The organism is Desulfitobacterium dichloroeliminans LMG P-21439, assembly GCF_000243135.2.
GTDB lineage: Bacteria > Bacillota > Desulfitobacteriia > Desulfitobacteriales > Desulfitobacteriaceae > Desulfitobacterium > Desulfitobacterium dichloroeliminans.
On the sequence record NC_019903.1, the window covers coordinates 205,088 to 229,920 of the forward strand.

Annotated in this window: 19 protein-coding genes, 1 tRNA gene and 1 rRNA gene; 11 read left to right on the top strand and 10 right to left on the bottom strand. The window is 45.6% G+C overall.

Annotated elements, in window-relative coordinates; all coding sequences use genetic code 11:
• Positions 1-3: 3 nt before the first annotated feature.
• The 5 genes from cuyA to DESDI_RS00980 all read left to right on the top strand — a co-directional run bounded on the left by cuyA (position 4) and on the right by DESDI_RS00980 (position 4,951).
• Complete coding sequence (cuyA, locus tag DESDI_RS00960) at positions 4-1,005, top strand: D-cysteate sulfo-lyase (RefSeq protein ID WP_015260760.1); 1,002 nt, start codon at positions 4-6, stop codon at positions 1,003-1,005.
• Positions 1,006-1,060: 55 nt separating this feature from the next.
• A complete protein-coding gene (gene cuyB, locus DESDI_RS00965) occupies positions 1,061-1,771 on the top strand; it encodes a cysteate racemase (RefSeq protein ID WP_015260761.1) in 711 nt (236 codons plus the stop codon).
• Positions 1,772-1,873: 102 nt separating this feature from the next.
• Positions 1,874-3,112 (top strand): dicarboxylate/amino acid:cation symporter, encoded by a 1,239-nt coding sequence (locus DESDI_RS00970; RefSeq protein WP_015260762.1) that lies wholly within the window; start codon positions 1,874-1,876, stop codon positions 3,110-3,112.
• A gap of 26 nt (positions 3,113-3,138) precedes the next feature.
• Positions 3,139-4,581 (top strand): Na+/H+ antiporter NhaC family protein, encoded by a 1,443-nt coding sequence (locus DESDI_RS00975; protein ID WP_015260763.1) that lies wholly within the window; start codon positions 3,139-3,141, stop codon positions 4,579-4,581.
• A 184-nt stretch (positions 4,582-4,765) separates the two neighbouring features.
• Positions 4,766-4,951, top strand: a complete 186-nt coding sequence (locus tag DESDI_RS00980) for a ferredoxin (protein WP_015260764.1) — start codon at positions 4,766-4,768, stop codon at positions 4,949-4,951.
• A 70-nt stretch (positions 4,952-5,021) separates the two neighbouring features.
• On the opposite strand, the gene DESDI_RS00985 is transcribed toward DESDI_RS00980, so the two are convergent.
• The 10 genes from DESDI_RS00985 to DESDI_RS01025 form a co-directional block, all read right to left on the bottom strand.
• Entirely contained in the window at positions 5,022-5,825 is an 804-nt protein-coding gene (locus DESDI_RS00985) for an MBL fold metallo-hydrolase (RefSeq protein WP_015260765.1), read from the bottom strand.
• Positions 5,826-6,028: 203 nt separating this feature from the next.
• Complete coding sequence (locus DESDI_RS00990; RefSeq protein WP_015260766.1) at positions 6,029-6,694, bottom strand: zinc ribbon domain-containing protein; 666 nt, start codon at positions 6,692-6,694, stop codon at positions 6,029-6,031.
• 4 nt (positions 6,695-6,698) lie between these two features.
• On the bottom strand, positions 6,699-7,046 hold the full coding sequence (locus DESDI_RS17460; RefSeq protein ID WP_015260767.1) for a double zinc ribbon domain-containing protein: 348 nt from the start codon (positions 7,044-7,046) through the stop codon (positions 6,699-6,701).
• A gap of 16 nt (positions 7,047-7,062) precedes the next feature.
• Positions 7,063-7,542 carry a zinc ribbon domain-containing protein gene (locus tag DESDI_RS17185; protein WP_015260768.1) on the bottom strand — a complete coding sequence of 160 codons (480 nt, stop codon included), beginning with the start codon at positions 7,540-7,542 and terminating at the stop codon, positions 7,063-7,065.
• Positions 7,543-7,584: 42 nt separating this feature from the next.
• Positions 7,585-8,037, bottom strand: a complete 453-nt coding sequence (locus DESDI_RS17190) for a zinc ribbon domain-containing protein (RefSeq protein WP_015260769.1) — start codon at positions 8,035-8,037, stop codon at positions 7,585-7,587.
• Between the two features lie 29 nt (positions 8,038-8,066).
• On the bottom strand, positions 8,067-14,570 hold the full coding sequence (locus DESDI_RS01005) for a vWA domain-containing protein (protein ID WP_172635869.1): 6,504 nt from the start codon (positions 14,568-14,570) through the stop codon (positions 8,067-8,069).
• 18 nt (positions 14,571-14,588) lie between these two features.
• On the bottom strand, positions 14,589-15,389 hold the full coding sequence (locus tag DESDI_RS01010; RefSeq protein WP_015260771.1) for a hypothetical protein: 801 nt from the start codon (positions 15,387-15,389) through the stop codon (positions 14,589-14,591).
• A gap of 15 nt (positions 15,390-15,404) precedes the next feature.
• The gene (locus DESDI_RS01015; RefSeq protein WP_015260772.1) at positions 15,405-15,896 is read right to left on the bottom strand and encodes a DUF6591 domain-containing protein; all 492 of its coding nucleotides are present in this window, start codon (positions 15,894-15,896) and stop codon (positions 15,405-15,407) included.
• Positions 15,897-15,923: 27 nt separating this feature from the next.
• Entirely contained in the window at positions 15,924-16,268 is a 345-nt protein-coding gene (locus DESDI_RS01020; protein ID WP_015260773.1) for a DUF4870 domain-containing protein, read from the bottom strand.
• A gap of 19 nt (positions 16,269-16,287) precedes the next feature.
• Positions 16,288-17,022 (bottom strand): hypothetical protein, encoded by a 735-nt coding sequence (locus DESDI_RS01025; protein WP_015260774.1) that lies wholly within the window; start codon positions 17,020-17,022, stop codon positions 16,288-16,290.
• A 269-nt stretch (positions 17,023-17,291) separates the two neighbouring features.
• Between DESDI_RS01025 and DESDI_RS01030 the strand changes: the two genes are divergently transcribed.
• The 6 genes from DESDI_RS01030 (at position 17,292) to DESDI_RS01055 (ending at position 24,713) form a co-directional block, all read left to right on the top strand.
• Complete coding sequence (locus tag DESDI_RS01030) at positions 17,292-18,710, top strand: extracellular solute-binding protein (protein ID WP_015260775.1); 1,419 nt, start codon at positions 17,292-17,294, stop codon at positions 18,708-18,710.
• A gap of 45 nt (positions 18,711-18,755) precedes the next feature.
• Positions 18,756-20,417, top strand: coding sequence for a LuxR C-terminal-related transcriptional regulator (locus tag DESDI_RS01035; protein WP_015260776.1), 1,662 nt, complete (start codon positions 18,756-18,758; stop codon positions 20,415-20,417).
• A gap of 337 nt (positions 20,418-20,754) precedes the next feature.
• On the top strand, positions 20,755-21,546 hold the full coding sequence (gene motA / locus DESDI_RS01040; protein WP_015260777.1) for a flagellar motor stator protein MotA: 792 nt from the start codon (positions 20,755-20,757) through the stop codon (positions 21,544-21,546).
• Positions 21,533-22,297 (top strand): flagellar motor protein MotB, encoded by a 765-nt coding sequence (locus DESDI_RS01045; protein ID WP_015260778.1) that lies wholly within the window; start codon positions 21,533-21,535, stop codon positions 22,295-22,297. Before motA ends, DESDI_RS01045 begins: the two co-directional genes overlap by 14 nt.
• 393 nt (positions 22,298-22,690) lie before the next feature.
• Positions 22,691-24,359 (top strand): 16S ribosomal RNA (locus DESDI_RS01050).
• A 278-nt stretch (positions 24,360-24,637) separates the two neighbouring features.
• A tRNA-Ala gene (locus DESDI_RS01055) sits at positions 24,638-24,713 on the top strand.
• Positions 24,714-24,833: the final 120 nt, after the last annotated feature.

The following is a 24,833-nucleotide window of genomic DNA, read 5'->3' on the forward strand; positions in this document are numbered from 1 at the left end:
GTTATGAATCTAGCCCAATTTCCACGGAGAAGGTACACAGAAGGGAAAACACCCTTACAATTTCTGCCCAACTTCACAGAAGCCTTAGGCGGACCAAACACTTACATTAAACGAGACGATTTATTAGGGCTTACATCCGGTGGTAATAAGACCAGAAAACTTGAATTTCTAATGGCTGATGCTTTGGACCAAGGAGCAGATACGATTATCACCTGTGGTGCCGTTCAATCCAACCACTGCCGTCTGACTTTGGCCGCAGCAGTCAAGGAAGGATTAAAGTGCAGACTTGTTCTCGAAGAAAGAGTAAAAGACAGTTATCATGCAGAGGCAAGCGGTAATAACTTCCTTTTCCAACTCCTCGGGGTAGAAAAGATAAGTGTTGTTGCTGGTAGTTCCAATATGATGGAAGCCATGCAGCGGGTTGCAGAGGATGTCGCCACCGAAGGGAGAAAAGCCTATATCGTGCCCGGCGGCGGGTCAAACCCGATTGGCACAACCGGCTATGTCGCCTGTGCTCAAGAAATTATGGAACAAACCTTTGATTTAGGACTCAGTATTGATCATATTGTCTCTGCAAGCGGAAGTGCAGGAACACATAGCGGGCTTCTTGTTGGCCTCTTAGGAAACAACATGAACATCCCTCTTACGGGAATTAGTGTTAATCGTAAAGCGGAGGCTCAAGAACAATTGGTCTTTAATTTAGCTAATCAAACTGCGGAAAGAGTGGGCTTTAAGGGCGGTGTTCCACGGGAGGCCGTCAAAGTTTTTGATGAATATGTTGGACCCGGTTACTCTCTCCCCACAGAGACGATGGTTGAAGCGGTACAACTTCTTGCGAGAACCGAAGGAATTTTGCTCGACCCCGTTTATACGGGAAAAGCGATGGCAGGACTCATTGGCTTAATCCGCAAAGGTCAATTTAAAAAGGGCGAAAACGTACTGTTTATCCATACTGGTGGGTCGCCTGCCTTATATGCTTATATGCCTACGATCTTGAGTAAATAGATCCGAAAAATGACGGATGAGCAGAAAGCTACAATTTTGAAAGAGAGTGTAATTCATGGATAAAGCCATTGGAATTATCGGTGGAATGGGCCCTCTGGCCACAGTTGACATCTTTCATAAAATTGTCTCAATGACAGAGGCGACTATCGAACAAGAACATATTCATATCATCGTGGATAATAACCCAGGAATACCTGATCGGCTTAATTTTCTCCTCCGTGACGGGGAGAGCCCAGAAAAGGCATTAGTCCAATCCGCCATTAGACTCCAGTGTATGGGCGCAGCTGTATTAATCATGCCCTGCCATACTGCACACTACTTTTATGATGACGTTAAAAAGTATGTAGATATTGACTTCATCAATATGGTTGATGAAACAGCCAAAGAAGTTGTAAAGGCTCTTCCTACCTGCAAGCGGATTGGCTTACTGGCAACGAAAGGTACCTACAATGCCGGTGTCTATGATAAAATATTTGCCCCCTATGGCATAGAAGTCGTTAAACCCAATTTTGAAGGTCAGCAAGCATTAGCCGATTTGATTCTAGCGGTCAAACATGGTCAACCCACCTTTGATTTAACAAACATTTATCGTGTATTAGATCAATTAAAGGATAAGAATGCCGAGATCACAGTATTAGGTTGCACGGAACTCCCTATTGCCTTTGCCAAGTTTAATATCAAGGAAAACTATATCGATCCGACAACTGTACTCGCTCGCACAGCGATTCGATACACCGGTAGAAAAGTACGCGAATCCCTTTCTTAAATGAATGACATAATGAATTTTTTATCCTCAATCTACTTTGTATTAGCATCAATTTTTACTAATTGAGAATTTACTAGCAAAATTAGGATTGGAGGGACAGTTATGTCAAATAAAAAGAAATTAGGGCTACCGACTAAGATGGCCATCGGCATGATTGCTGGTGTGATCGCTGGGATTATTATACAAAGTGCAAATTTGAATGTTAGTGCATATATTAAGCCATTTGGTGATTTGTTTATTCGTTTAATTCGTATGGTGGTTGTTCCTCTTGTATTTGCATCCTTAGTCACAGGCGCTGCGAGTATGGGAGATGCCAAGAAACTAGGAAGTGTAGCGACTAAAGCGATAGTTTGGATGTTTGGAACTTCGGCTTTTGCAACAGGGGTTGGACTTATTTTAGCGAATTTTTTCAAACCGGGTTTGGGACTAAGCCTGAGTACTGAAGGCTTAAAGGCCAAGGAGGTAGTTCCACCCAATGTTGTTGATACTTTGTTAAATATTGTCCCCATGAATCCGATGGAAGCATTTTCTACAGGGAACTTACTTCAGATTATTTTCTTTGCTATGTTTTTTGGATTTGCTTTGAGTGCTATTGGTGAAAAGGGTAGACCCCTCCTTCATATTTTTGAGATGCTTTCTGAGACGATGATTAAGCTTACAGGGATAGTCATGGCATATGCACCTATTGGAGTCTTTGCTTTGATTACTGTTACAGTTTCCCAAAATGGGCTAAATGCCCTTCTACCTTTAGTGAAACTTATCGCTCTTGTATATTTTGCTTGTGTGCTCCAAATCCTTCTCGTATATTTTGTAGCTGTAAAATTTATTGCTAAGAAGAGCTTTAAGGAGTACCTAAAGGGAATAACAGAACCGATTTTAGTCGCTTTCACGACCTGCTCAAGTGCTGCAGCTTTAGCTGTGAATTTAAAAGCATCATTACGTTTGGGTGCCTCGAAAAATGTAGCTAGCTTTACAATTCCCTTAGGCAATACCATAAACATGGATGGTGCAGCCCTATATCTCGGAATTGCCGCCTTGTTCGTTGCTCAAGTCTTTGGTATAGATCTAACTATGGGCGAACAGCTTTCCATTCTTCTCATGTCTATACTGGCCTCGATCGGTTCTGTTGGAGTTCCTTCCAGTGCATTAGTCGTCATGACCATGGTCTTTACATCAGTTGGACTTCCCATCGAGGGAGTCGCCCTTGTAGCTGGTATAGACCGAATTCTAGATATGGCTCGTACAACAATAAATGTCATGGGCGATTCGACGACTGCATTGGTTGTTTCTAAGTTCGAGGGAGAATTAGGGGCGACGAACTTTGATCTTAAAACTGATTGAGATTTTGGTTTTAAGGAGGTAAAACTATGGCTAATGAAAATAGTGAAAACAGCCATGAATTCGATTCAAGCAAGAAATTAGATATGTATGGTGGATTACTCGGTGGACTCATCCCCTTAATCGTCTTGATCTCCATTTTGGTTTGGCTTTCTGTTGCTGAACGCGGAGGAACGCAAGCCTTTTGGGCAGGCGGTTGGTTAGCTATTGTAGCCGGTCTGCTATTTGCTAAAAACAAATTTCAATATTGTGAAGCCGTGATCCGAGGTTTAGGGGATAAAAACGGGATCGTCATTGTAACGGCCTGGTTGTTTGCGGGAGTTTTTGGAAAGTTGATGGTGGCAGGCGGCTTGGTAGACGGCTTGTTATGGTTTGGAATGACAACTGGTGCTACAGGTGCAATTTTTGTCCTAGTCTCTTTTCTAGCAGCTATGCTATTTTCGCTCGGAACAGGCACAAGTACAGGAACAGTCCTTTCCCTCATGCCGGTGCTGTTTCCTGCTGGAGTATTTCTTGGCGCTAATCCCGCGATGTTAGGTGCGACGATTTTAGCCGGAGCGGCTTTCGGTGATAACCTAGCACCTGTATCGGATACGACGATAGTATCCGCTTATACTCAAGAAGCTTCGATGAAGGATGTTGTACGGAGTCGTGCTCCTCTTTCGTTAGTAGCTGCTGGAATTGCCGTAATTCCCATACTTGTCTTTGGTGGCGGCGGTACAATGTCAAGCCTGCCTGAACTAGCAGCTAAAGTAGATCCCAAAGGCCTATTAATGTTAATGAGCTTTGCATTTGTGGTGGTTCTTGCCTTAAAAGGAAGACATATTGTCGAGGCATTGATTTGGGGAAATATCAGTGCAGCTATCATAGGAATGCTGACGGGTAAGATTCAGTTTTTCACACTTTTCCACATTCCTGATAAACGCGGAGAATCGACTGGATTAATTGAAAGTGGTATCGCGGGTGTCACAGGAGCCATCATTTTTGCCCTGCTTGTCTTGGCTGTAACTCAAGTTTTAGTGGAAAGCGGAGTGATGAACAGCATCCTAAAATGGGCTGAGAAAACCATTGCTAAGACGGTTAGGCAGGCGGAACTCTCTATCATTTTTGTAACCATTTTAGCGTCGATTCCGATTGCTGCTAATGCACCAGCAGAATTACTGGTCGGGCCAAGTTTTGTAAAACCCCTCGGGAAAAAGTTTAACCTAGCGCCTGCGAGAAGGGCTAACTTAATGGATTGTGCGGTATGTACAATATTCTTCACCCTGCCCTGGCATATTTGTGTTATCGTTTGGTATGGAGCGATGGCTTCGGCGGCTCAAGCCTTCAATCTTCCCCTTCCATCCATCTGGACAGCTTTAATGAATCCCTATAACTGGACTCTATTAGCGGTTCTCTTATTCTCTGTATTTACAGGCTGGAATCGCAAATATGAAAACCCAGGTGTTGTACAGAATAATGTAAAAGCATGATTTCCTAATAACAAGCAGAAAAATAGCGTACATTTCTCGCACTCCGAGAAATGTACGCTATTTGGGCTTCCTGCAATCGTTGCGGTATATTTATCAAGTGTAGAGGGTTAGTTCACTAAAAAATACTACCAACTTTCTGAAAATCTTGTTACAATGGTGACAAGAACATAAGGGGGGGAATACTATGTACGCAGTTGTGGAGAGCTCATGCATTGGTTGTGGCTCATGTGAAGCGGTTTGCCCAGAAGTCTTTAGGATGAATGATGAAGGTCTAGCTGAAGCATATACAAATCCTGTTCCAGCAGAAAAAGAAGAAAGTGCTAAAGAAGCAGCCGATATTTGCCCGGTTAATGCTATTGTTTTAGATTAACAAATGAAATCAAAGAGGTTCGATTAGTCCTTTAGGGACCGGTCGAGCCTCTTTAATTTATTTCATGAAGTTACAGTGTAATCACTTCAAGATCGTTGGGAACCAAAAGCGTTCCCTTATAATACTGCTTGCCTTCGTTACTGTATAATTCTTTGCGTTTGGGTAAGGTCTTGTCTTCTGAATGCCATAGGATCAGGTTTTTGACGTTTAATTGGGTGGCCAGCTCACAGGAATCCTTTACTGTACTATGGTGTTTTTCATAAGGTTTGAAGATGGCTCGTTCCTCATAAAGACAAAAAGCTTCACTGAGCAGCCAGTCGCTATTTTTTGCATATTTCTCACTCAAGGGATGATAGGGTTCATCACCTAAGAAGGTAAGTTTTTTGCCTTCGTCCAAGTTCACGGTGAACCCAAATTGCTTAGCCTTCTGAGAATTAAGATCGAAAAAAGTGAAGGAATAACCCATGAGATCTTCTTGTTGTCCATCAGACACTGTTACCAAAAGGATTCTCTCGCCGATTAAGTCATTAAGCTTCTTGTCCAAAGTAATCGCTGTTAAGGACTTGATGTTTTCTACCAATTCATCGTGACAATAAATCTTAAGGTTTCCTTCGTAACGGCCAGCTAAGATCAAGCTGCCGATGATTCGGATAATCCAGACCATCCCTAATAGGTGATCAGTATGGCGATGGCTTACAAAGGCGTGATTGATTTTATGGATAGGAACGTCGGCTTTTTCGAGTTGAGTTAATATTCCGTTTCCTCCACCGGCATCGACGAGTACATACTCTTTCTCATCAGTTAAGGCGAAGCAGGTATTGTAACAACGGGTAACTGCTGCGTGCCCTGTTCCTAGCACAATAAGTTTTTTCATTAATCAATACCTCATCCAATAGATTTAAAATACTTTGCTTCTATATAATGATAAAATATTCTCTAAAGGGTGCTCTATTCCTTTTAAATAGGTAAAGAAGATTTTTGGGTTGAGGTCCAGAGAAATAAAAGAAAGTAGAAGTCCCCTGAGGTGTAGTAAGATCACTACACTTCAGGGGATTTTTTCCCTTGAATCAAATCGGTTTAGAGTTTCGTGCCACACTCACTACAGAATTTTACTCCTTGGGCTTGGGACGTTCCGCAGGAGGGACATTTTTTTAAGGATAGACTCGATCCACAGTTATTGCAGAACTTACCCGTTCCCCCCGGCTTGCCACAAGCTGAGCAGATAATAGTTTTCGATTCTACTTTTCCTGTAAACACCTGAGTGTTTTGGGCCGCCTCTTCGATATCTTGAACCATCTTCTTTGCTCTGGCCGCGGAGATTTCAACATTCATCCGGGGTGAACATTCGACGCATAAGCCTTCATCCTCATTAAAATCCGCATTGCAAATCCATTGGCGGCATTTATGGCAGCGATGAAAATGGCGTTGAGCTTCGTTCTGTGCTCTTTCAAAGGTCTTTTCATGCTCCTTTTGCCACTCGGGACTCATTCCATCAAACCGTTCGGATAGGATATCACTGCCATGACTGGCACTCCAAGCAAGATCGTTTAGCTTGCCCCCGAAGATGCCACCTAAGGCGCGTACACCACCGGCAACTCCACGAAGCAGGGAGCCCTTTTTATAGGTTTCGGATTCCACAAAGGAAGACTTATAACCATCGTTACATAGGTCGCAGTAGAAGGTGAACTGGAAGCCAGCTTCTGTAGAATTGTCCTCATAGTTTCTTGTAAATGCTTTCATCATCGTATCATCTCATCTCCTTAGGAGCCTTTGCTGCCTTTGTGCCGCAGGCTAGGCAGTGGGTGTTTTGAAAAAAGACTGTTTCACCGCATCGTTTGTTAGAACAACGAACCCTTAAGCTGGCTTGGCATACTTCACAGCGGTCGTCAACGAAGGTTTCCTTGCCACATTGGGGGCATTGTACTTTCAGAGAACATCCACATTGGTCGCAAAGCATATCTCCTTTGGAAATCTCTCTCAGGCAAGAGGGGCATCGTAGCACGAAAGGACTATGGCTCCCGCACCTTGGGCAAAAGCGAGAATCGGATTCGATTAGGGAACTACAGTGGATACAGTGTTGCTTGTATGATGCCATAGTTAACCTCCTTGCTTTACGACAATGGATTTCCGCACTCACCGCAAAATCTTGTTCCTGGGGGATAGTCTATGCCACAGGGGGAACAGCGTAGGGTGTTTGTAGCTCCTAGCTTAGCACCACATTCTTGGCAAAACTTTACCCCTTCTGGATTAATCATGTCGCAGTTGGCGCAGGTACGCTTGCGTAGGTCCTCCTGTTCCATGTGGTCCTTGGCTGCTTTTTCATCCTGGGCCTTTTGAAGCTCAGCCCGAGCAAGGGTCAATTGCTTTTGGGTCATGATTAGATTTTCAACATGCTCTCTGTATTCGGGCAGTTGAGAGAGGCTGGGATATGCTTTTTTAGCCATTTGTACGTAGATATCTTTTTCCCGGGCCTCAAGATCATTAATGCCTGCCTCCGCTTGGTAGATCTTAGTATTCGGGTCATCCGGGGGCATGAAGGCGGCGAAGTTTTTTATAAGACCGCCCAAACCACCGAGTAAATCGTTGGACATGGTTCATCCTCCTTGAGAGCGAATTTTGGGTCGTCTATTCGGTTATTCCTTGCTTGGAAGAGGGGTGCCACAGTTACGGCAGAACTTGCTGTTTTCAGGATTATCGGTTTGACAATTAGGGCAGATATTTTGAACGCCCACATCATTTCCTGAGGTAGGGGTTGAGACAGCCTGTTTATTCTGCTGAAGGGGTTCTTCTGATTCTTTCGGTGAGTCCTTATCCTCTTTGATCTCAATAATTTTATCTTTGAGTTCAGCAATAGTTTGCTGAGAAGCCAGTATTTTCTGGACGAACTCTGCCACGGGGCTGTCGGGGTTATTTTTTTCAAGCTCGAACATGGTCTTCCCGATTTCCAGGTAATATTGATGAATCTGTTTTTCCTCAGTGGAGATGGCGGCATTCAGTTTCGTGGTTTCCGCAAGATCCTTCGCCTTATCTGCTGCTGTACCAGCTACATCACCAATTTTTTTGCCAATCTTATCAAAGAAAGCCATAGAAATCACTCCTTCTTATTGTCTTGAAATTACTTTTTCGGGGGTTTGCCTGGTTCGTCGGACTTTGGTTTAGCCGAGGCAAAATACAAGCTAACACCGGCCTTAAAGCCATCAGAGAAGCCTACAATGTTTTGACCTATGCCTGTTTTAAAACCATCTTTACTAATTTCACCGAAAATTTTGAGAGGGAAGCCACCTGCGCTGCCATCCACGGATAGTTTTTGATCCCGTCCCGCTGAGTAGCCTTTCATTACATTGTCTAGTTGTACGCCCACTGAGAGGGCTAAGGCTTGGGCATCAGCCAGGATTTCTTTGTAATCACTGAGTTTGAGTGATGAGGAACAGACAGCCCAAACGGCTATATCCACCCCAATTAGGGCGCCAACGATAAATTGTCCATAATCGTCTTGGCTGGGTAGCAAGGACATGGCGTAGCTGGCCATTCCGGCATGTTCTCCCGTATCGATGACGGAGATCGTTTCATAGGTAGCTGGGTCAATCTCCAGCCAAGCCCAACGCTTTTGTTCTTGGTATACTCCGGGTTGGTCGGGTACGAGGATAACTTTAGTGGTGTTCTCGATTCGGTCGAGGAGACGGTCGGGGTATTTTTCTGCCTTCCTCATTTCATCGAGAGCCAATTCTCGGTTTTCCCCATCCGGGATTAGAATCATGGAGGTACCTTCGGGTGTGGAGGACCAGAGCTCTTGATAGCCCGCTTTGTTCTCTCCTGTCAATACAGCGCTTTCCAAGGAGGAGGCATACAATCCGGCGAAAATATTGTAGCCAGCCTGGAGGGTTTGATTTCCATTATGAACCTGATTGATGACCTGGAGGAGGTCGATTGTGGAATATAAGGTATTGTCTTTCCCCATCCGGGAGGTCAGAACGATACAACGTTCTTTATCGGTACGTCCTAGAAGTAAACCTTTTTCCGCCTGTTGTTCTTCATCAAAGGTGGTTTGATTAGCGATAAATCGTTCGAGAATGTTACGGCTATACCATTTGAGAATGGAGAGGGAATCTGGGTCTTTACCGGATTTATAGGCCTTTTCCGAGGCCTCTTCCAAGACCTTTACGGACTGATCCGGCAGGTCGGGGAGATTGATGGCGAGGGTGTGATAGAGGGTATTAAGAGCTTCCCCTTTCTTCAAAGGACTTTCGTGGGTTAGAGTATTACCGGGCAGGCTGATTTCAATGGAAACCCCTAAGAGAGGATGCTCGCCTGTGTCGATGATGCCCTGACCTGCTTCAACCCCTTCGGTGGTAAAGAGAGCAGCGGCATAACGCTTTCCTTTACCTGTCCCTGCCTCGAGATAACCGATTTCAATGGCATCAAGGCTAAGGGAGGGTAGGGAGACTTCCTTATCTAGGAGGGTGATGTATTCATAGGGTTTTGCTTTCTCATCCTCTCCACTGTCTCCGCCCAGGGCATCGGCAATGTCTCCTGCGGCATCCTGGAATAAAAGGCCCGAGGTTTCCGCCATAGCGGAGACACGAATTCTTGCTTGAACAGGCATGAATTCCATCGTTTCCTGCTGATGAGGGATATAAACCAAGCCCTCCAATTCACTGATGTCCTTCATAAAGGGAATGACAAACAGCTTGCTTTCCCCTTCCGGAGTTTGGTAAGAGATTCCGGTGATGGTGTCTGGAAGCGATTCCTGCTCTCCTTCCGGAACTTCTGTGTTTACTTTTTCGTTGTCTGAGGCGATCTCATCGCCTTCCTCAGTCGCTGGTTCCTCTTCTTGGAGACCTTCCTCCTCTATGGGTTCTTCGGCAATTCCCTCATCATTGACCGACTCTTCAATCGGCTCTTCTTCATGATCCGTTATCTCTTCTTCAGCTTGTGAGGAAGGAATTTCTTCGAGTCCCTGAGGGATGGGGGCCACCTCTTTTTCTGGTTTGATTATCGAGAGGATCTTCGCGAATAGGTTTGAGAAGAAGCCAAGGATACCTTTTTTACTTGTTTCCGTTATGGCCTTAGCCTGTTCTTCGGCTTGGGCCTTGGGCAGGTTCTGGAGGGCCGTTTTTCCCTCCTCGGTAAGGGCTATGGTTCTGTATTGGGGTGTGCTTCCACTTCGCGCAAGCATGCCCATGGCTAAGTTGGTCAGATCCCAATCCGTCCCCCAGCCTTGGGTTAAGACGGCTTCAGGAGAATAGCGATAAAATCCGCTCGTGTCTTTACTGGGCAGCCAACGTAAGGACTTCATGGTCTCTGTAAAGTCTTTAATCGTCGTGACTGAATTTAGTTTTTGGGCGCCGTGGGTGGTAATAGAGGGTTTAGGGATACTCTTTTTGCCCTCTTCTTGGCTAAAGGTTACTCTTTGGAGGTTGGTAGGGGTTCCTTGACCAGCTTTTAGGGATTGATGATTTAAGACGACTTTGTTGACGGCCTCAGCCAAAAGAGTCTCAAACTCATTATCGAGGACGTTGTCTTGCTCCTTCTCAACCAGCAACCCAGCATCCGCAAACGCTTCTTGACCAATGAGTTGGTTTAACTTTTCCATATAGGGGGAGGTTAAAGTCCAATCGGTCACCCCATCGGAATCTGGCATGAGGAACAAAACGAATCCGCGGCGTTCTTCACCATCATAAACAGCCCAGTCACCTTGGATACCATAAAGGAGGTCCTCAGCCCCAGAGGGGTTGATTATTCCTTCCGAATCTTCTCCAGAACCGAAGTTACCCAGGCCCATTTCACCTGTATTTTCCTGGGTAGTTGAACTCTCCTGGCTTGTGGCCTCCAAATAATCCTTATGGATAAGCTGGAAGAAATCTTCGTTAATCTGGGTGCCGAATCCGTCCTTGGTATCGCTAAAGGTCACATCGGCTATAACCCAATTCTCGCCATAGCCTTCGATATTTTTTAACGTGGTGGCCTGGTTGACCTTTATTTGTAGACCGTCGCCGGACAGGGTAGCTTTGCTTATAGCCTTGCCATAGGGGTTACCTTTGACTACCGGAATTTGGAGGCTGCCACTCTTCACATCTCCCCAAAGGTCGGCCTTCATACCGCTTAAGGCTTTGGCCATGGGATAAGCCAAACGAACCTTATTGGTGGAAGACGGAGCTAGCATCACCGGGGAGGCAAAGCCAAGGGGCATCACGGTAGTTACCTCACTCATGGGGGTCAGGAGAGGACCGTTGGCAGTGTGGTTTCTTAACCATAGTCGTTCACGGGGGTTGATGTCCAGTAGTGCCTGTACCTTCGTAGAGAAATCAGCCTCAACGACTTGGTAAACCCGATCTTTTTGTTCTTCTGTGGGGTAAATATCCACCTTGTCGACCACCCGAGAAGCCGTGACAGCTATGGAAAAGGCATCAGTAATCTTAGCGGGTTCTTCTACGGGCAATTGATCCAACTGCTGTAAGGCCACATCCATTTTGCCAATCAAGGGAAGATGAATATGCTCATTGACTAAATCGTAGAAATGCAAGGAGGTCTGGGTCACTGGATCATCGGGTACAAGAAAGACCAAGGTTCCCGCTAATTCCTTTTTCGGGGGGAGGGTTATTCCCGGTTCTCCGGGTAAGGAAAGGGGAGTCTCGGTGAGCCAGGTAGTCTGTGAGGCGGGATAGCTACCCTCATTATTGATGTTTACATAGAAATGGGAGGTGATACTGGGTATCGAGTAGGGAATTTTATCGGGAGTGACATTTTTCAACTGAAGCTCAAGGGCTAAAAATTGCTTATGAGCAGGAGGCTCTAGACCCTTAAACTTGCTGAAGTAATAGGCTTCCTTGACGGATAGCTCCATGGCCTTATTGCTAGCCAGGTTAGTGAAAGGGATCCTTTTGGTTAGAATGGTATCCATGCCAGGAATGCCCCTTCCGGTGACCATGGTAGAAGCCTGACTATCATAGCGCTTCAGGGGAGTTCCGGTGGAGAGCTGCACCCCATCGGGAGCGATAATTTCACTGGACTTCGGAGGTGCCTTAAAGTTGACATTAGTATTGGCGGCATAGCTCATCAGAGTACCTGTAGGTGATTTGTCGTTGATCTGGATGGATAGAGGAAGTTCCTGCGCGGCCTCCATCGTTTCGATGGAGGCCAGGAGATCGGCCAGAGAAGATTGCAATCCGTTTGCTTCTTCTGTGACGATATAGCTTCCCCCGGAAAGCTGGGCAGCCTTGGCAAAGACCTCCTTATGCTCCTCAACCCCTATGCCGGCCCAAAGTACCGCTATATTTTCTTTCTTAATTTGAGCAAGGATTTGCTCGAATTCGGCCCTTTCTTCTTCATCCACTTCGAGAGCGGCATCGGTCAGAAATACGATGGCCTTTTTGTTGGAAGGTACTGACCGAATATTTTCATAGGCAATAGTTATGGCCATCAAAATCGGTGTCCCACCGCCAGCGTCAAGCTCACCTAAGCTTTGCAGTAGCTGGCTCTTATTTTGAGTCGTGATCTGTCCCTGCCGGATAATAGGTCCACCGAGAGCCGTGGTCTGAAAGCTAGTCAACTGGGTGAGATAATGACTAGGGAGCTTCTGGATAAAATCATGGAAAAGGATTTTGGTTTTATCCATACGGAAGTCACAGCCTTCTTCTTCGGCAGGGTCTGTGTCCATAGAGCCAGAGGCATCCAACACAAGAGAGACCACAGGGGTATCGCTGAAGCTGGCTTCCTTGGGACGGTTATAGGTCATCACGAAGGAGTTACCAAAGGTTCCGCTAATGGCTGAAAAAACTTCTGTGAGAGCCTTTTCATCTTTAGCACTGAAATACCGTCCGCTGGAGGCGGCTGAGAATTCCTTCATGGCTGTGGCATCGGGTTTCTGTCCAAAGCCAATGGTGAAGATGGGAATCTTGGCTTCTTTGATTTTCTCCAGGACTTGTTCTTTGTCGGCATTACTGCCCACTCCCTGGCCGTCCAAGCTGGAATCGGCACCATCAGCAAAGACCACCAAGGTGGGTCGAGCTTTGTTTTCTAGGAGGTGCAAGCCTTCCAACGTGGCATCAAAGAGCACCGTCGATCCTTCCGCAACTACGGAAGAAAGACTATTGACTACGGCTTCTTTGGTCTCCCCGGGGAGGACTTTGACATTCGTATCAAAGTCAACCACTTTAATATAGGTTTTGTCAGGCAAACCGCTGATGAACTTCTTGGCAGCTTGTACAGTAGCCGTCATTTCTTTCTGCATGGAACCGGAGGAATCTAAGACCAGCACAATACTTGGGGGTGTAATTTGGCGCGTAATATCCGTAATCTCTACCTGCTTGCCCCCTTCGGTTATAAGAGTATTCTCTTTAGAGGGGAAGATGTCTCGTTTTTGCGGATCATTGACCAGCATGGAGATGGTAGCTTGGTTCCCGGAATCTTTAGTCTCAAGGATTTCTATACCGCCGGTAATATCCTCAGGCGCTGCAAAAATCGTGTTGAGATTGGTATAGGCGCTCTTCAAGGAGGTTGGCAAGGTTAAGGTCGTGGTCTCGCCAGCATTGACGGGAATGAGTCGCGTCTTGCTGTTTTCAAGGCCTGCAGATTCAGCTGTGAGGGCCAGATTCCAGAGTCCGGATGGCAACCAGAAGAGGGTGTCTCCTTCAGGGGTGATATCTCCTCTCAAGGAATAGTCGTCAATATGGAGGATTTCCGAACCCTTTTGGGGTTCGACAACCACATCACCGAAGGGAACGCCGGATACCTTAAGGGCCCCTAGCTCATCCCCCAGCTTGACAGGAGGAAGATCCTGCAATTCTGTTAGCAAAAAGGAGAACTCGGTGGGTCTGGCATCAGCTCCCCAAGAAAAGATCCAGGTCATATCTCCTTCCCCTTGAGGCAGGTCATCAATAATATATTCCTTGGACCTTTGGGAAGAAAAATTATAGTCTTCATAAATGGATCGAGTCACACTACCAGAGGATTGAGTCCCGTAAATCAAAAGATCAAGATTCCCTTCAGGGAGTTTCAAGGTTGCGGATTGGAATCTCTTGCCTGAGCTGGAGGTTGTAAAAGAGAATTCCTCAGCTTCTGGCCCTAAGTCGGCTAGGGTAAATTTCTTTTCCTTGCTTACAGGGACGCGGAGTTCCTTAACAACCCTTAATATATAGCCCTGACTATCGGCCTGGGCATCGCCCCACCAAAGACTATCTTCGTCTTTAACGAGTTGGAAGGTTAAGCGATTACCGTAATATTGGGTAAAGATTTTCATTTGGTTTTCTTCTGCATATTTTTTCAGGAAGTAGAGGGGGGCCCCCGAGGGATCGTTCACTAGTAAGGTCCAGACTTCCCCCTTTAGAGTGAGTTTATTTTCAGCGAAGTTATCGATATAGGACACCTCATAAGAACCCGGTGCATAATCCGTTGAGGTATAGAGTGCTTGGGAACCCAGAGGATTGATTTCGGGAAGGGGAATATCCCATTCCCCGACCGGACCCGTCTCGGGTGGTTGAAGGTCTTTATATTTGTCCTCTTCGCTGAGGGTCTTGACAGCTGCTTCGCTACTGCACCCCATCGAGCTTCCTAACACTAATAATAGGCTTAAAAGCACAGCTATTACTTTTCGAAAAGACATCAAATCACCAACTTTCAAATCCTGTTGGGTGAATCGTTATTTTGCCCATGCTTCTAAGCGGAAGTCGGCTTGCCCGTCATAAAACTGGACGAACTGAAGCATCAAATCACAGGTTACACCCTCAATATTGATCTCCTTGGTGGCCATATCACCGCCACCTTCCCAGCCATTGTCCACTTGTTTTTGCACATAGGCTAAGCAATCTTCTTCGGTGAGATCCACAAGGGTGAAGCCAGCGGAATAGTAATTGCCGCTCGCCTTCTCAGCATCGGATAGCTCGACCGCATCGACATCACCATCGAGGGTTCCTTTATCGGGGGCAAGAAGATCCCCAGGGAGGGAGGGCCACTTCGAGGTCCCTGCATCTGAGACAATCATTTGCAGGGTATCTGTGGAATTAAACTGGAAGCGGAGGGCGAGGGTACCGAGTCGGGCCCGGTCTCCATCGGAAAGGGTATAACCGTTTCCTTCGAGCAAGTTAAAGTATTCCTTTAATTCGTCCTTATTCGTAGGGGAAATGAGGATGACATATTCTCCATCCCCATAGTCTCCTGAGTTCTTGACCTCCCCATAGGGATACTCGGGGACTTTATCTGAGATTTTGCCCGTGGGCCAGCCTGGTGTTGCTAAAGCTGACAGGACATCCTCGAGATCTTCGCCAGCTTTTTCCAATTCATCTTGAGGGGAAGTTTCCTGGGCTTGGCCGGTAGTGCTGCTGGAGTCCTTTGGGGTGGTTTGTTCTTTCTCACCACAACCGGGTATGAAAGCGAAAATTAAGAGAATTGTACAGAGCGGAATAAGATAGTTCTTCCTGGTTTTCTTCATGGTTTTCTTCATGGTTATCTCCTTTCATTACTTTTCGTTTTTCCCTGCGGTTATGCTTACCTCTTCCGTGTCTACCATATAGGTGAGTTGAAAGGCAATATCTTTGGCATTGGAGGCCATATAAGTTTTAGTTGAATTGTCTGAGTAGTTCATCTCATTTTGATTGAAGCCGGCGTCCTTAACTTTCTCCACATACTTTTCGAATTCCCCAGCCTTGACGCCTTCGATGATAATCATGCACATGGCATCAGAGTTGGCTACATAGGTTACCTTTCCATTAAGCTTGGGAATATCCTCACCTAGCTTATCGCTGGGCCATTCATTCCCTCCAAAGGAGACGACGGAGCCATCTTCTGTTTTTATGGTGGCCTTTTCCCCATCGAGATCGACTTTACCGCCTGTAGCTCCTTCCAATATTTTCTCGCTGACCTTCTCTGCCGCGGCTTCAGATGGGCTTTTGCACCCTGTTAAAGTGAAAACCAAAAAGAGAGCAAAGCAAAAGATTAGAGTTTTTTTCATAAAGAAAACCTCCTTGTACTAAGATAGCTATTTAATAAGGTTGAATTTCCCAATGAGGGGCAAGCGTTTTACTTTACCTTGCAAACCATTGACAAGACCTAGAATAGCCAAGGCGAGAATGGCTAGAGTAAAGATGGGAAGCAGTATCCACCCGATCACAGGGATAACGCTAAGAATAACTGTCCCGGCAACGCTCGTAATCAAAAGTAAAAGCCCCTGATTGGCGTGAAATTTCCCGAAGGAGGAATCAGGGCAAACAATAAGAGGAAGGAAGAAGAGGATATAAGCCAGTCCAGCCATGGTTTTCCCTTTTTCAATGTCTGCGGGATCAAATTCTTCTAGGGTTAGGTTTAAATTTTTGTTTTCACTCATGATCCATCGCTCCTTACATTTATTCGCCTAGATTTTGTTGTTCGTAATCTTGAGGTATCTCAAAAAGGTCGGCAGGAATCTTTTTACTCAGCTCCAGAACTTCCATGGCGATATTCATGTCTTCATAACTCGACTCGATTCCGACGAGCTTTTTGCCGTCGAAGAAGTATTTAGTAGTTCCGCCATCTGCGGAGTATTCTTCATAATGGAAGGTTTCACCCAGAAAATCTCCTTTACCCTCGCCCACATAGGCTAAACCGGCGTAGTCGATCTCTTCTTCTTGTTCGTAATCGTCAGAGTTTATAATCATGATGATCTTCTCAACGGGGTCGATCATATAAACCTTATTGTCCTTGATGATCATACGGCTTTCCACTCCGTTAACAAGGGTTCTTGTAGCAAGGTCATCACCCATGTAGGCCATCTCCGTTTCGATGCTTTCCCCGTCGGTCGTCATACGGTATTTCATAAAATACTTGTCACTTGCCATCATATCGGTATAGGTCTTAGCCAATCGATCCCCAATTTCATCGGATAGAGAGCTAGGTTCATCGACGGTTTCCTTTGGGTCACTGGGTTCGGGTGTGTCGTTTCCCTCCGTCACGGGCGGAGTTGCTGGTGGTGATGAATCCTGTTGGACCGCGCTTCCTTGGTCTGCGGGCTTTGTCGCGTCTTGACTGCCACCGCAGCCACTGAGGATCAGGCAAAGGACGAGGGATAGGGTGAGCAACCAAGAGAATGTTTTCCTTTTCATGTGTTTACCCCTTTCAGATGAATTGGATAGACTTTTTGCATCTTACCTCCTGATGCCCCTTGGGCATATGACAGGAGAAAAGTTAACCCTGAACCTATTGTGAGGGAAATATTTTTGGCTGTAATCACCCCCCGCAGTGAATAGTGGTAAGAAGGGGTGATTGTTAGGGGTGATTTTAGGGGTGATTTTTCTAAAATAAGTGTTTTAATCCAGTCCCATATCTGATACAAATGAGGTAGGAGTACATTGAGAAGAAATGGGGGCGATGAATGATGCAAATGCAAGGGAAAAGGAGAAGGTACTTTCAAACTGGATTGGTTTGCGCATTAAGCTTGATGTTGCTTGTAACAGGTTGTCAAAACACAAAAAAGCTGGATCCTCAGAATCCAGTCACTTTGACTATATGGCACAATTTTGGTGCCCAAATGAAAGCCACCATGGATGTCATGGTGGATGAATTCAACGCAACCGTCGGCGCAGAAGAAGGTATAGTGCTCAACGTAACCTCGATTTCCAGTTCGGCCGATCTCCATAATAAACTGACCATGGCGGCCAATGACGAGCCTGGGGCACCTGAGCTTCCTAACCTATCGACTGCTTACCCTAAAACAGCGCTTATTCTCGCTAAAAAGGATTTGCTCGTGGATATAGGAACCTTATTAACCAAGGAAGAGCTTTCGGCCTATGTTCCGCAATTTGTGGAAGAGGGTCGAGCCGATGGGAAGCTTTTGGTATTTCCCTTCGCCAAGTCCACAGAGGTTCTTTTTGTCAACAAGACCCTATTTGATCGATTTGCCAAAGAGATAGGGGCGTCCTTGGCGGACTTGGAAACTTTTGAAGGAATACTTGAAACAGCGGAGAAATATTATAGATGGACGGATGATCAAACAGCTCATATTAAGAATGACGGGAAAATTTTTTATGTTCCGGACTCCCTCTTTAATCTTGCTCAAGTGGGCTATAAACAATTAGGTGAGGATTTTATTAAGGATGGGACGTTGAATCTTTCTTCGCCAGTTTTTTCACGAATCTGGGATAGTTACTATCCGCCTGCTGTGCGTGGCCAGGTTGCGATTTTTAATGGCTATGGATCGGACCTTGCTAAAACCGGGGACGTGGTCTGTAGTACAGGTTCCACGGCGGGAGTCTTGTTTTTCTCACCCATTATTACTTACGAAGACAACACAACGGAGCCAGTGGAATATGCTATCTTACCTTATCCCGTGTTTGAGGGTGGGAAAAAGATAGCTATGCAGCGGGGGAGCGGGTTGTGTGTTATGAAATCGACGCCCGAGAAGGAATATGCTGCTGGTATCTTTCTGAAATGGTTTACTGCAGTGGAACAAAATCTCCGCTTTGTCTCTTCCACGGGATATCTCCCGGTAACCCAACAAGCCTTTGGCCAAGTGATGGATAAAGAGATTGAAACCCTCACAGATGATCGAATCGCGGCTCTCCTTACCACGGCGATTCAGATGCATCAGGATTATGATTTCTATAGGGCGCCTTTAGTAGATGGCCTCGATGAAATGCAGAAAGTCTTTGAGGAGCGTTTAAAAGGGGTGGCCACCCTTTCCAAGGAAGAGTATAAGAAACGAATAGCCGATCAAGACTCGGATCGTGTCTTCGAAGGGGTGTCTACAGGGGTTTCTGAAGGATTTATAAACGATCTCTCCATGAGTAGATAAAGCCATCTTGGAGCTTTTCTCAGGGAAGAAGGTATAACTCACACGGTGCATAAGGGCAGTCAGCAAGGTGATGCTATGTTCTCTAAAGCATTTTTATTTATTAAAAGTAAATTGGGGAAGTTAAAGCTTGAGGTGAAGCATGTCAGCACCTCAGGTATTCCCATGCGCATTAGACTCTTCATGTTTCTGATCGTGCTTGTTTTAACTATGCTTTTGGGAGTCGTTGCCATCCTTTTGGTGACGGGATCCTTTAATGTTGGGCGCAATGAAGATTCAAAATCAATGCATAGGGAACTGTCCCATTTGAGTAGTGATATTTCTAAGCAATTGGGAAATCTTTCTGTTTATGCAGTGGATCTATCCAGAGGCCTATCAGAAAGTATAGAAAAGAATCTACAGAAACGGGGACTTCAGGTCACAGATTTACAAAGTCATCCAGAGATCCTTGAAGATATAATAGAAAACGAATACGAACGCCTTTTATTTTCGCTGCAAAAGGCCAAGAGTAGTGGGGTCTTTATCGTTTTAGATGCGACGGTGAACCCCAATCTCGAGAATGCTGCTAATTCTCGAGCGGGGTTGTATATAAAAAATATGGAACCCAATATTATCAGTTCATCAACCCCAACGATTCATGTTCTGTACGGTTTTCCGCAAATCGCTCGTAAAAATTTGCTCCCTCTCCATTCTCAATGGACCATGGAAATGGATACGAGGGAGGCTGAGTACTACAAAGGGCCACTCGAGCAGGCAAAAAGATATCGGCTACCTCTTTCCCGTCTTTATTATTGGAGCCCTTCCCTTACGTTGCCTGGGACCAGTGAAAAGGTTATCCTCTGTTCTATTCCGTTGCTGGATTCGAATGGCAATGTGTTTGGGGTGTGTGGCTTTGAGGTCAGCGCCATGTTGTTCAAGCTTGCAAACATGCCCGATAATAGCAACTACAGTCGCATTTTCTGTATGCTTTCTCCCATAAACGATACTGTACTCAATACCTCGGAAGCCCTGTTTGCAGGGGGGTATCTTGCTCTGGACAGCGGATTACCTGGCCAGTCCCTCCGGATTTCAAAAGGATCGAAATACTTAGATACCTATCAATGGGAAGAAAAAGTTGCATTTATCGGAATACATGAGGAGGTTCAGCTTTATCCCAAGGGCTCAGCCTTTGAAAATCAAAAGTGGGCTGTAGCCGTTATGTTGCCACAGAAAGATATGGTATCGACCTTTACCTATGCGAAGCTACAGTTAACTTTTCTGTGCCTGATTCTATTTATTGTGGGAGTTGTCTTATCCTCCTTCATTAGTCGCCGTTATCTCAAACCCATTACGGAAGGTTTGGATATTATTAAATCCAAGGACTTTAGCAGTGCTCCGGTTACAAAAATACCTGAGATCGATGACTTGATACAGTTTCTCTCCGTACACAATGAGGAACCCTTGCCAAAGCCTGAGACAGGTTTATCTGAAGTTGTATTTGAAGAATTCGTTAAAAAAACCAAGACCCTTTCACCAGCGGAACGGGCTGTTTTTGATCTTTATCTCCAAGGGCATACGGCGAAAGAAATCACGCAAATCCTTTGCTTGAGTATAAACACCATCAAAACACATAATAAACGTATCTACATGAAGCTTAATGTGGCCTCCCGAGAAGATTTGCTGAATTACGTCAATAGATTAAAAGCGATGGGATGGGAGTTAAAAGGATAATAGATTAAAAATCCATACAAAAAGGCATTAGGACATGTGTACCGACCTCCAATCGTTAGATATTTGGTCTAACTTTTGGGGGTCGGTACAATTGATCTAATGTCTTTTTCTCATTCGATTAACTCCAACTCAATAAACAATTCCAACTTAATAAACAATCCTAATATCCAAAGAGCCAGGCAAATAAACTTCACACCCACTGAAGAATCTCCCAAGGGAATTAATCGATTGTGTAAAATATCCTATTAAAGTTGGTTTTATGTAAAATTTCGGCAGGAAATTCTCAATTTCACCGCGAAATAGTGATTGGCTGAAATAAGATAAAGAGGAGAAATATATGGAGATATCTACACTAATTGGTTTGGTACTGGGATTTACCGCTGTGGGTGTTGGTATGGTTCTTAAGGGATCAAGCCTCACCGCCCTTCTCAATCCAGCGGCGATATTGATCATTATCGTGGGGACGATTGCCACGATTTTCATTGGATTTACCATGGAAGACCTCAAAAGGATACCTAAGCTTTTTAAGATAATGTTTACTAAGCCAAAAACCATTTCGAAGAAAGAACTTGTGAAGCAATTCGCTGAGTGGACGACGGTGAGTCGTCGTGAAGGGATATTGTCGTTAGAAAATCGTGTCGAAGAGATTGATGACGAATACTTAAGAAAAGGTATGGGTATGGCTATCGACGGCAATGATTCCGAGTTTATTCGGGATGTGCTTTTTGAGGACATCTCTGCTATGGAAGAAAGGCATCGGGATGGCGCGCTTATATTTTCACAAATGGGAACGTACGCCCCAACTCTTGGTGTATTAGGAGCGGTAGTCGGTCTCATTGCTGCTTTAAGTAATTTAAACGAGGTTGAAGCCTTAGGACACCTAATCTCTGCAGCCTTTGTAGCGACCTTATTGGGGATCTTTACGGGTTATGTGCTTTGGCATCCGATGGCCAATAAGTTAAAGCTTCTATCAAGACGAGAAGCAGAACTAAAACGAATGATGCTAGAGGGGATTTTGTCCATCCAAGCAGGTGATAACGTGAATGCCATCCATAACAAACTTTTCGTCTATCTTTCCTCAACTGAGCGTAAACAACTAACCGAGGAGATTGACAATGAAAAGACATAAGAAAGAGCATCATGAAGAGCATATGGACGAAACTTGGCTCGTACCGTATTCAGATATCTTAACCTTGTTGCTGGCTCTTTTCATTATTTTATTTGCTGCGAGTCAAATAGATCAGAAGAAATATGAGAGTATCATGTCCGGATTCAATAGTGCCTTTACAGGAGGCCCAAGTGTTTTCGAATCGACAAGCGAGATGAATATTAATATCACGGACGACAATGCAGGGAAAAATAATGAGCAAATTACCACTGAAACCGATAGACTTGCTCTGGGCAGACTTAGAGAAGAACAAGATATGATGGCTATAAAGACAAGGATAGATCAATACATAGGAGAGAACAATTTAACTGCCCAACTCGAAACTAGCATAACAGGGGAAAAGTTAATCATCAGCATCCGGGATTATGCGTTGTTTGACTCGGGTTCCGCCTTGGTCAAGACTGAAGCCCAAAAACTGGCCTTCATCATTTCTGACGTCTTAAGGGAATACACTAATTATAATATTGAGGTCGCAGGGCATACGGATAACCTCCCCATCAATACTCCGGCGTTCCCGACGAATTGGGACCTTAGTGTCCAAAGATCATTGAATTTTATGAAGAATCTACTCCAATCCGGTGATTTGGATCAATCAAGGTTCCGTTCCATTGGCTATGCGGAGTATAATCCTATAGCTTCAAATGACACAGAAGCTGGACGGGCGGCGAATCGTCGTGTGGAAGTCAACATCATACGAAATTTTGGCAGGTAAACCATTACCTTAGACAGTACACTGTAATTGCAAGTGTACTGTTTTCTTTTATCGTCTGTTTATAGGTGCTATACCTTGTGAAAAAATTGCGTAGTATTGACTTCGTAAGACAAAAAATTTTGTCGAAATTAATGTTGACACTGGCAAAAGCAAATGATAATATCATTAAGCATCACGGGGGTGGTGACAGTCCGCTGATGGCCTAAGATCTCCCAAACGAGAGCTTGAAAATAGTAGTTGACAGTAAAGTGTCAATCTGCTAAGATAAAAGTCCATCACCTTTAAGTGATTGCAACAAAATCAAATGGTCTTTGAAAACTAAACAACAAGGAACAGCCAATGAATCGTTAAATGAGTAAAGACAATTTGAGCAATCAAATTTTCTTCATAAATTTTATGGAGAGTTTGATCCTGGCTCAGGACGAACGCTGGCGGCGTGCCTAACACATGCAAGTCGAACGGTCCAGTATCTAACACCGAGCGTTTAAGGAGCTAATAAGTTGGTGCCATGCGAGAGCTCGAACGAAGAGAGAGCTCCACGCATTAAATAAGTACCAACACAACTCCCTCGAATGCTGGGTGTTAGATTACTGGATAGTGGCGGACGGGTGAGTAACGCGTGGATAACCTACCCATTAGACCGGGACAACCCTTGGAAACGAGGGCTAATACCGGATAAGAATATTTCGCGGCATCGCGAGATAAGGAAAGATGGCCTCTGAGTATGCTATCGTTAATGGATGGATCCGCGTCTGATTAGCTAGTTGGTGGGGTAAAGGCCTACCAAGGCGACGATCAGTAGCCGGCCTGAGAGGGTGAACGGCCACACTGGGACTGAGACACGGCCCAGACTCCTACGGGAGGCAGCAGTGGGGAATCTTCCGCAATGGACGAAAGTCTGACGGAGCAACGCCGCGTGTACGACGAAGGCCTTCGGGTTGTAAAGTACTGTCTTCAGGGACGAACGGTATTTATGTAAATAATGTAGATACATGACGGTACCTGAGGAGGAAGCCCCGGCTAACTACGTGCCAGCAGCCGCGGTAATACGTAGGGGGCAAGCGTTGTCCGGAATCATTGGGCGTAAAGGGCGCGTAGGCGGATAATTAAGTCTGGTGTGAAAACCTAGGGCTCAACCCTGGGACTGCATCGGAAACTGGTTATCTTGAGGACAGGAGAGGAAAGTGGAATTCCACGTGTAGCGGTGAAATGCGTAGATATGTGGAGGAACACCAGTGGCGAAGGCGACTTTCTGGACTGTAACTGACGCTGAGGCGCGAAAGCGTGGGGAGCAAACAGGATTAGATACCCTGGTAGTCCACGCCGTAAACGATGAGTGCTAGGTGTAGAGGGTATCGACCCCTTCTGTGCCGCAGTTAACACAATAAGCACTCCGCCTGGGGAGTACGGCCGCAAGGTTGAAACTCAAAGGAATTGACGGGGGCCCGCACAAGCGGTGGATTATGTGGTTTAATTCGACGCAACGCGAAGAACCTTACCAAGGCTTGACATCCTACGAATCCTGAGGAAACTTAGGAGTGCCCTTCGGGGAGCGTAGAGACAGGTGGTGCATGGTTGTCGTCAGCTCGTGTCGTGAGATGTTGGGTTAAGTCCCGCAACGAGCGCAACCCCTATGTTTAGTTGCTAACGAGTAAGGTCGAGCACTCTAGACAGACTGCCGGTGACAAACCGGAGGAAGGTGGGGATGACGTCAAATCATCATGCCCCTTATGTCTTGGGCTACACACGTAATACAATGGCCGGTACAGACGGAAGCGAAGCCGTGAGGTGAAGCGAATCCGAGAAAGCCGGTCTCAGTTCGGATTGTTCTCTGCAACTCGAGAACATGAAGTCGGAATCGCTAGTAATCGCAGGTCAGCATACTGCGGTGAATACGTTCCCGGGCCTTGTACACACCGCCCGTCACACCACGAAAGTCTGCAACACCCGAAGCCGGTGAGGTAACCCGTAAGGGGGCTAGCCGTCGAAGGTGGGGCCGATGATTGGGGTGAAGTCGTAACAAGGTAGCCGTATCGGAAGGTGCGGCTGGATCACCTCCTTTCTAAGGAGACATGATTACTCTATGAGTAGTCATATCCTAAGGTCGAGCTCTGGACGACGTCACGCAAGTGAAACGAGATCAGAGTGGTAGAAGTCCTAGAGACTTCTTATAGGAAACTTGGCTTGTGTGAAGAATGAGCAGAAGCCATAGTTGACTTATCCACGGAGTGGAAAAAATGCCGAAGAGGCAAAAAGCAGGGCAACCTGCAAAACGAGAAATGAACTGTTTTAAGCGAAAGCTACTTGTTGTTTAGTTTTGAGAGACCATATAACTTATATGGGGGTATAGCTCAGCTGGGAGAGCGCTTGAATGGCATTCAAGAGGCCAGCGGTTCGATCCCGCTTACCTCCACCAATAGAAGTTCGATGTTCGAGCTTTGAGGTAAGAATGATCTCTTAATGTTCTTTGAAAACTGCACAGAGAAGAAATAACTGTAAATTAGGATTACATCTAAAAACCTAGAAGTGGCGGCGT